Consider the following 1,119-nt stretch of genomic DNA (forward strand, 5'->3'; position numbering starts at 1 on the left):
TGGTCACACATCATCGAATCCATTGCCGTACGCGCCGCGGCAACCCACCTAGGGCAGGTCCGCGTAGATCACGGTACGTAGTCCGCCATCTGGTCAGCAAACGACTTCAGGTCAAAGTACTCGCGTTGGGCGGTGATCTTCCCGTCAGCGAACTCGAACACCCCCACCACCTCGATTGACACCCACTTCCCGTCCTTTCGCAAGAATCGATCAACGCGCTCGTTCATCACGAGACCTGTGGCGTCTTCGATCATGTGCACGACCTCGAACGATCCAGCCTTGTGACTGCTGAGGATCCTCTCGATAACCGCCCGAATTTCTTTGTGGCCTGTTGCCTTTTGGGTAGGCATCATGTGGAAGGTCGCAATGCCACTGTCTCATCCGCTCAAGCAACATCCGGAGGCGGCCATGAAATACCGCTTCTTATCGATGCGATGCTAAAAAAGGCTTGACAAAAGAGTCCATATAGAAGCGGCCGTTCGACACGGGGGCCGCCGCAGTCTTAACTTTGAACAACGAAGCCCCAGAGAATCAACGACTTGCGAGCCGAGAGTTCAAAGTTGGGCGACCTCGGAGGTGTGACAACCTCGGAGGAGCTCATCCTGACCTGAGCTCTTCATAGTTAGACCAAGATCTCATCAAAATTGAGGTCCAACTTTGACAGTAGCGCGCGTAAGCGCGGCCACTGCAGACACCCTCCCGCTCAAGGCGTAGTATCCCGGAGCAACCTCGGGAGCCTCGCATCGTGGCAGCCAGTCATCCACACCCGTTCACCGCGGATGAGTCGCTCGAGCGCCTCAAGGAGGGCAACGAGCGCTTCGTCAATGGCCTTGCGCGCTTCCCGACCGTGCAGAAGGAGGTTCTCGCGGAACTTGCGAAAGGGCAGCAACCTCACACCACGATCCTGGGATGCAGCGACAGCCGCGTGCCGCCCGAACTCGTCTTCGACGCCTCGTTCGGAGAACTGTTCGTCATTCGCGTAGCGGGCAACGTGCTCGGGCCCTCGATCCTGGGCACGGCGCTATATGCGGGTATGCATCTGCACACGCCGCTCTTCGTCGTCCTGGGCCACGAGGGAAGCGGGGCCGCGGATGGTGCGATCGCATCGACGTTTCATGG

2 protein-coding genes are annotated in these 1,119 nt (G+C 58.5%); one reads left to right on the top strand and one right to left on the bottom strand.

The window, feature by feature from the left end:
- Positions 1–68: 68 nt before the first annotated feature.
- On the bottom strand, positions 69–353 hold the full coding sequence (locus AC1DY5_RS56620; RefSeq protein WP_478122868.1) for a limonene-1,2-epoxide hydrolase family protein: 285 nt from the start codon (positions 351–353) through the stop codon (positions 69–71).
- A gap of 392 nt (positions 354–745) precedes the next feature.
- Here AC1DY5_RS56620 and AC1DY5_RS56625 point away from each other — a divergent pair.
- Positions 746–1,119 (top strand): carbonic anhydrase (locus tag AC1DY5_RS56625; RefSeq protein ID WP_478122869.1); only part of this gene is annotated, 374 nt, incomplete at its 3' end.

It is taken from the genome of Variovorax sp. P4_D9 (genome assembly GCF_056401695.1).

What these genes read in the sequence shown, in the direction of transcription:
- AC1DY5_RS56620 (WP_478122868.1), bottom strand. Translation starts at nt 353, where the DNA reads ATGATGCCTACCCAAAAGGCAACAGGCCACAAAGAAATTCGGGCGGTT.